The organism is Streptomyces ipomoeae 91-03, assembly GCF_000317595.1.
GTDB classification, from domain to species: domain Bacteria; phylum Actinomycetota; class Actinomycetes; order Streptomycetales; family Streptomycetaceae; genus Streptomyces; species Streptomyces ipomoeae.
In genome coordinates, this window is the sequence record NZ_AEJC01000013.1 from 26748 (window position 1) to 33247 (window position 6500).

Here is a 6500-nt window from a genome sequence, read left to right on the forward strand (position 1 = left end):
GCGAACCCAGAGAACCCAGAGAACCCAGCGACCCCGGCGAACCCAGCGAACCTCAGCTCGCCGAATCTCATCGACAAGACATTCCTGTCGTTCAACGGCCAGGACCAGCCGGTCATCACGTTCGCCCTGGACTACCACGGCCCGTGCCCACCGCTGGAGCCCCTCAGAGACCGAGTGGCAAAACGAGCGTCCCTCCTCCCCGGCCTGCGCCCCATGGACTCCCAGACCGGAAAGAACGTGTTCCGCCTCGACGGCATCGACATCGACGAGGAAACGAACCGACTGCTCGGCACCCCGTTCTCCTTCGCCGGCACCGTTCCCCTCTGGGACGTATGGCTGCTGAGCGAAACCCGCGACACGAACCACTTCCGCGTCCTTTTCCGAGCGCATCACGGTTTCCTGGACGGCGTCGGAGCCACCCACCTCCTCTCCGCCCTGCTGCCGGACGCCCCCGGGGAGGGCTCGCGCCTGTACGCCCCCGGAAAGGCGAGCGCCCGGGGCCGGGCCCGAGTCCTCCGGGACTTGGTGGCCTCCCTGGCGGGCAGAGGCGACCGGCCACCCCCGAGGCCCGCCAAGCCCTCCGCACCAGCCCGGCGTCATGCGTTCCAGGACGTACCCCTCACCGTCGTACGAGCCCTCGCCGACTCCTACGGAGTGAGCGTCAACGACGTGAACATGGCCGCGCTCTGCCTGGCCCTCGGCAACGGCGACGGCCTCCTGGGAGACGCCTCCGTCGGCGTGGCCATGTCGACCAGGACCCCGGCCGAGCGGCACAGCATCGGCAACCGCCTGGGGATGTTCCGCCTGACGGTCCCCTCCCGTGTCACATCACTGAAGGAAGCCGTCCACCATGTCCACCGGCACACGCAGAAACTCAGGGACACCGCACACCGCGACGCCCTGCGCAAAACAATGGACATGAAAATCCACCCGAAGATCGGCGTCCCGGCTTTCCGCTCCATGCTGAAACCGAAGAACACCCCTCTGGTGGTCAGCAGCGTCACGGTCCCCCTCTCACCGCCACACCACCTCTTCGGCGCCGAACTACGCTCCGCCGCGATGATGCTGAATGTCTTCGACGGCTTCCCCGCGTACGTCTCATTCACCCGAACGAACAACCGAATCCGCTGCGCGGCGATCTCCGACGACCGCCGCGCCCCGATCCTCGCGCTACCCGGCTCCTGGGCCTCCGCTCTCCACGCTTAGTCGAGACGTCGGCGGCACGTCCTTGTGCGGCTACCGCCGGGCGGAGCCGTCGTCGATGATGAGCGCGTGACCAACCGCATCAGCATGCTGATCTCCGCGTTCGGCGTCCTCGTCGGCGCGCTGCTCCTCGTAGCCGGAGTCCGCGAGTACCAGTCGGGGGCATCCGTCCTCTGGCCGGCCCTCGCCGTCCTCCTCTTCCTGACCGCCGTCCACGCGCTCGTGCGCGACCTGCGAAGCCCGCGGAAGTGAACCGCCGAGCTTGACGAAAAGAGCGGAGCCAAGCGGTCAGGATCTGACCTATATGACTCCTAGTGTGGTCTCGACCGACGGAACAGAAAGCCATGGAGGCCGAGACCATGAACGACACCGCGCTCGACACCGCCCACCGCACCACGACCGACACCGAGACGGTCGCCCCGCCGGCCGTCACCGGCGAGCGTGCCGAGCTGCTGGAGGCGCTGGCCAAGCAGCGGCACTTCCTGCGGTTCACCACCCGCGATCTCACCGACGAGGCGGTCGGGCGGCGGACCACTGTCAGCGAACTGTGTCTGGGCGGCCTGATCAAGCACGTCACGTCGGTCGAACGGAGTTGGACGGGCTTCATCCTGAACGGCCCCTCGGCGATGCCCGACTTCACCGCCATGACCGAGGCCGACTGGGCCCGGCGGGCCGACGAGTTCCGGATGCTGCCCGGCGAGACCCTGGCCGGTGTGCTGGCGGACTACGCCGAGGTGGCCCGCCGGACCGACGAACTGGTCGCCACCCTGCCCGACCTGGACGCCGCCCATCCGCTGCCCAAGGCCCCCTGGTTCGAGCCGCGGACACAGTGGTCGGCCCGAAGGGTGCTGATGCACATCGCCACCGAGACCGCCCAGCACGCGGGCCACGCCGACATCATCCGCGAGTCCCTGGACGGCGCGAAGAGCATGGGCTGACCCGCCCGACCGGCGACGCCGGGTCCACGACGCTCGTGGACCCGGCCGGCCCGCCTACTTCCTCACCTTGCTCGGTAACCCGACACCTCACCGATCCACGTCACGAAGTCGCCGGGGTCCTGGTCCGCCCCATGCCCCGCGTCCCAGTAGTACGACGTGTTGACGTCGTCCCCGAGCTGGACGAGCCGGGCGTGCAGGTTGCCGGCCACCGTGTGCGACGTGTCCGTGTCCTTCATGCCGAGGCGGATCCACCAGTGCTTGGAGCGGTGGGCGTTGGGCTTGTCGGCGAGGTGGTGCATGGGGTTCATCAGGGCGAGCTTCTCGGGGATGTCCTCGTCGAGGCGGGCGCTGTCGCCCTGCTGCTTGCGCAGGCTCCAGAGGGTGAAGTGGCGGGCCCGGGTCGTGCCGACGCCGAAGAGGTTGTTCTCGGGGCTGGCCATGTCGAACGTGTCGAAGGACGGGACGTTCTTCCTCCGCGTACCGACGTGGGTGACGAAGTCCGCCCATGTGAAGCTCGCCCTGCCGCCGGACCAGGTGATGAAGGGGTTCGCGGCCAGATAGGCCGAGCGGTCCGTCTCCGACAGCGCCGCCAGGTACTTCGTCGCCGACGGTTCCATGAACGTCTTCAGCAGGTAGTCGTCCAGGTTGCGGGCCGTGAGGCGGCCGTACCCCCTCGCCCGCAGCCCGAGCGACGCCACGTGGTCGCCGTACGCCGTCCTCAGCTCGTTCGACAGGGTCTGGTCGGCCTGCGAGCCACCGGCCAGCGGGTTGCCGCCCCAGCACCACTCGTACGCCATGTCGGCGTGTTCGAGGTCGGTGATCGGGCACCAGGCACCGGTGGCGAAGATCGCGTCGCTCGCGTCGGCCGCCCCGATGGCCTCCAGATACGGCTCGTACAGCGAACTGTCCCCGGACGCCCCCAGCAACGACGACAACGCACCGCCCGCGCTGACCCCGGACGACACGATCCGGTTCACGTTCCCCGGCACCCGCCCCTTGTTGAACTTCAGGTATCGGACAGCGGCCTTCAGGTCCACGATCGCGGCGGGCGCGACACCGTAGTGGACGCCGCTCGCGTCGACGAGGGTACGGCCCCGCGCCCCCGGCTCCACGACCACGTACCCGGCGGCCAAGGCCAGCGCCTGCCGGCTCGTGGCGCCGCCCATCCCGGTCGCGGTGATCCCGGTCTTGCCGGCCACGGACGACGGCATGTAGCCGCCGATCGCGTTGGCCAGCAGGATCGGCGCTCTGCCCGCGTCCACGGCCACGCCGTCGATCTTCACGGGCTCACAGACGTTCAGCGACTGGTACGCCGCGTCGACCGGGTTCGCCACATACGAGGCGACCTTGTAGAAGCGGTACACCACCTCGTGGGCCGTGCCGGTGGTGTCGGTGATGGCGACCGTCTGCTCGGTGTGGGCAGCCGGGTCGAAGACGAGCGACGACGAACCCGCGACGGAGGCGGCGGTTGTCCCGGCGGACCCGGCGGTCGCCGAGGTGCCGTCCGCCGCCCGCGCGCCGGAGGCGAGTCCGACCGACGGGACGGCGGCGGCTGCGGTGAGCCCCATGACCACTGACCTGCGCTTCACTGAACTCTCCTGTCTTCACGGCTCGTTCGGACAGCGCAGAGTCCAGCAGTCGTTTCTTAAGACTTCCTTGTACGCCTCTCGCGACCGGGCCGAATACCGTCCAGCAAACCGAGCCAATCGCCCACAAAATTGTCAGCAATTTTGACGCAAATCCATGGGCGACAGGCGACAGGCGACAGGCGACAGGCGACAGGACACGCTCGCGATGCCGACGCGTACGACGCGTACGACGCCTACCCGCTCACTCGAACGGCACGTTCACACAAGCGAGCCGCGACCCGGCCGTCCCCGCGTGCCCCTCGTGCGTGGACGTGGCCGTCTCGTGCAGCACCACGGACTTCGCTCCGCCCGCACGGAACCGCCAGTCGACGATGCCCACGGTCCGCGCCGAGCCGTCCTTGTTGGTGTCGACGTCCAACCACACCTCGTTCTCGGGGTTGGCGTACTCCGGGTCGACCGACGGCTGCTTGGGGTCCACCTCGTCCTGGTAGTGCGGCCCGGCGTCCGCGGGCAGCTTGCCGCACGGCTTGGTGTGCACATGGACACCGTACGTACGGTTCGCGACGAGATCCCGCAGCCGCAGCTCGATGCGCGTACCGCCGCTCCGCCGCAGCTCCTCCTTGACCTGCACCCGCGCGCCCAGCGGCACCAGTTCGGTGTTGTACGTCACCGCCGGCGCCGCCTCCGCCGTGGCCGCCGGCGCGAACACCGTCTTGACGACGACCTTCCGCGCCGGATTCACCACCGTCGTCCTCTCCTTCTCCACGGTCTCGCTGGCGCCCGCGGTGGCGGCGACGCCGAGGCCACCGGCGACGGCGGCCACGGCCGCGCACGCCGCGACGATCCGCTTGTACTTGCTGCTGAACTTGTGTCGTGCCATGAGATCTCTCGTCCCATTCGTGGGGGGTGATGGGGAGCGGTCGCACACGAATGCACCCCAACTACCCGCCGAACGGCAGGAGTTGGGGTGCCGGGCGACGCTGCGCTCACGACCCTACGCGACACTTTCGACAGAATTGGATCACTACCGCCGGGTATTGGGGAGACTTGGCGAAAGGTATCGGCTCCACGCCCCGGCCGCGCTCAAGACCCACGAGGGGAGAGCGGATTCAGCTCAGCGTGCGCAGGGCCGCCGGCTCGAACGGCTTGAGCTCGTCGAAGCGACCGTCGAGGACCTTCGCCGCCCACTCGGGGTCCTGGAGCAGGGCGCGGCCGACGGCGACGAGGTCGTACTCCTCGCGCTCCAGGCTGTCCAGCAGGTCGTCGATGCCCTTGACGGGGGAGCTCTCGCCCATGGTCTTGAGGATGTCGCCTTCGAGGCCGACCGAGCCGACGGTGATGGCCGGCCTGCCGGTGAGCTTCTTCGTCCAGCCGGCCAGGTTGAGATCGGAGCCCTCGAACTCGGGGAGCCAGTAGCGGCGGGTGGAGGCGTGGAACGCGTCGACGCCGGCGGCGGTCAGCGGCGTCAGGATGGCCTCCAGCTCCTCGGGGGTCTCGGCGAGGCGGGCGTCGTAGTTGTCGGACTTCCACTGCGAGTAGCGGAAGAGGACCGGGAACCCGGGCGAGACCGTCTCGCGTACGGCCGCCACGATGTCCGCGGCGAACTTCGTACGGGCCACCACGTCACCGCCGTACGCGTCCGTACGGCGGTTGGTGCCCGCCCACAGGAACTGGTCGATCAGATAGCCGTGGGCGCCGTGCAGTTCGACGCCGTCGAAGCCGATGCGCTCGGCCGCGGCAGCCGCCTCGGCGAACGCGCCGATGACATCGTCCAGGTCCCGCCGGGTCATCGCCTTGCCGGTGCCCTCGGTGCCGTCGAGGCGCAGACCGGACGGGCCGACGGCCGGGGCGTCCGCGTACGGCGGCTGACCCTGCTCGCGCATCATGCCGATGTGCCACAGCTGCGGCACGATCCGGCCGCCCGCCGCGTGCACCTCCTCGGCGACCTTCGCCTACCCCGCCAGTTGCTCCTCCCCGTGGAACCGCGGGACGCCGTCGCTCTGCCCGGCCGACTCATGCCCGACATACGTCCCCTCGGTGACGATCAGCCCGACCCCGGCGGCGGCCCGTCGGGCGTAGTACGACGCCACGTCCGCGCCGGGGACGCCGCCCGGCGAGAACTCACGCGTCATCGGCGCCATCACGATCCGGTTCGAAACGGTCAGCCCGTTGATCGCCAGCGGTCGGGACAGGATCTCGGCAGCACGGGAGGTAGGTGCGGCGGTGGTCACATGGAGGCTCCTCGGAGAGGTCGGTCAGACATCAAGCAGGCAGTTCGGTCGGGTGGTTCGAGCCCGGTATATGCACGCGCATACACCGTCCATCTGCTCAACGACCCCGACCGCCCCCGCATTCCGCCGCTTGCCCCTGCCTTCTGTGACCCAGAACACGCGGCACCCGGGCCGCCGCCGCGGCCACCCGGTCCGCCCGCATCCGGCCCCACCAACGCCCGAGGGCGCGAGGCCAACCGCAACGCCCTCACCTCGCTGCTCGACTCGGTCGGCGTCCCGTACTTCGCCGTACGCGGCACCTCCGACCACGGCACCGTCGTCGCCGTCGCGGAGCAGGACCGCGACCGGGTGCTGGGCGCCGTCTTCCGCGGCCTCGGCCACTACCCCGGCCATCTGAGCGTCATCGACCCCGATGTGCCCCGGCCCGCCCGCCCCGTCTCCACGCGCGACCCCAAGGCCTGGCGCGGGGTCTCCACGGCACGGGTGCTCCAGATCAGCTGGTACCGCACCGACCCCGGCCGGCATCTGCTCCTCGGCCA

General features: G+C 69.6%; 5 protein-coding genes and 2 pseudogenes. 4 read left to right on the forward strand and 3 right to left on the reverse strand.

The window, feature by feature from the left end:
• Positions 1-213 precede the first annotated feature (213 nt).
• The 3 genes from STRIP9103_RS00880 to STRIP9103_RS00890 all read left to right on the forward strand — a co-directional run bounded on the left by STRIP9103_RS00880 (position 214) and on the right by STRIP9103_RS00890 (position 2141).
• Positions 214-1206 (forward strand): wax ester/triacylglycerol synthase domain-containing protein, encoded by a 993-nt coding sequence (locus tag STRIP9103_RS00880; RefSeq protein WP_158696838.1) that lies wholly within the window; start codon positions 214-216, stop codon positions 1204-1206.
• A gap of 66 nt (positions 1207-1272) precedes the next feature.
• Complete coding sequence (locus STRIP9103_RS00885) at positions 1273-1455, forward strand: hypothetical protein (protein WP_009293590.1); 183 nt, start codon at positions 1273-1275, stop codon at positions 1453-1455.
• 107 nt (positions 1456-1562) lie between these two features.
• Positions 1563-2141, forward strand: a complete 579-nt coding sequence (locus STRIP9103_RS00890) for a DinB family protein (RefSeq protein WP_078613752.1) — start codon at positions 1563-1565, stop codon at positions 2139-2141.
• Between the two features lie 62 nt (positions 2142-2203).
• Here STRIP9103_RS00890 and STRIP9103_RS00895 read toward each other — a convergent pair whose 3' ends face one another.
• The 3 genes and pseudogenes from STRIP9103_RS00895 to STRIP9103_RS00905 all read right to left on the reverse strand — a co-directional run bounded on the left by STRIP9103_RS00895 (position 2204) and on the right by STRIP9103_RS00905 (position 5961).
• Complete coding sequence (locus STRIP9103_RS00895) at positions 2204-3709, reverse strand: subtype B tannase (protein ID WP_048819472.1); 1506 nt, start codon at positions 3707-3709, stop codon at positions 2204-2206.
• A 262-nt stretch (positions 3710-3971) separates the two neighbouring features.
• Complete coding sequence (locus tag STRIP9103_RS52690; RefSeq protein WP_009293585.1) at positions 3972-4610, reverse strand: superoxide dismutase family protein; 639 nt, start codon at positions 4608-4610, stop codon at positions 3972-3974.
• A gap of 229 nt (positions 4611-4839) precedes the next feature.
• Positions 4840-5961, reverse strand: a pseudogene (locus STRIP9103_RS00905) (NADH:flavin oxidoreductase).
• Here STRIP9103_RS00905 and STRIP9103_RS51080 point away from each other — a divergent pair.
• Positions 5962-6500 (forward strand): annotated as a pseudogene (locus STRIP9103_RS51080) (hypothetical protein); the annotation flags it as partial.

What these genes read in the sequence shown, in the direction of transcription:
- STRIP9103_RS00895 (WP_048819472.1), bottom strand. Translation starts at nt 3,709, where the DNA reads ATGGGGCTCACCGCAGCCGCCGCCGTCCCGTCGGTCGGACTCGCCTCC.
- STRIP9103_RS00880 (WP_158696838.1), top strand. Translation starts at nt 214, where the DNA reads ATGGACTCCCAGACCGGAAAGAACGTGTTCCGCCTCGACGGCATCGAC.
- STRIP9103_RS52690 (WP_009293585.1), bottom strand. Translation starts at nt 4,610, where the DNA reads ATGGCACGACACAAGTTCAGCAGCAAGTACAAGCGGATCGTCGCGGCG.
- STRIP9103_RS00890 (WP_078613752.1), top strand. Translation starts at nt 1,563, where the DNA reads ATGAACGACACCGCGCTCGACACCGCCCACCGCACCACGACCGACACC.